A 242-nucleotide genomic window follows, 5' to 3' on the forward strand; every position below is an offset into this window, starting at 1 on the left:
TCATGAGCCAGGCCTGGCCGGCCGCGCTGCACGACAGTTGCAGGTCGATGCCCATGTCGGGGTCGTAGAGCAGGCCCGACTTCGCACCCTGCGCCTTGGCCACGAGCGTGAGCCGCTCGCCGTCGACGATGGCCAGTCGCACCAGTTCCTCGGTGGCCTGCGCCAGGCGGTTGATGACCGGCTGTGCGATGTCGACCACGCCGGACTTGCTGAGGAAGCTCAATCCCATCGACGCCAGCTTG

At 67.4% G+C, this 242-nt stretch carries 1 pseudogene; it reads right to left on the reverse strand.

The features are described 5' to 3' along the window. Positions 1 to 242, reverse strand: a pseudogene (locus tag CVH10_RS23705) (IclR family transcriptional regulator); the annotation flags it as partial.

Source organism: Halomonas sp. ND22Bw (genome assembly GCF_003011945.1).
Lineage (GTDB): Bacteria > Pseudomonadota > Gammaproteobacteria > Pseudomonadales > Halomonadaceae > Halomonas > Halomonas halophila.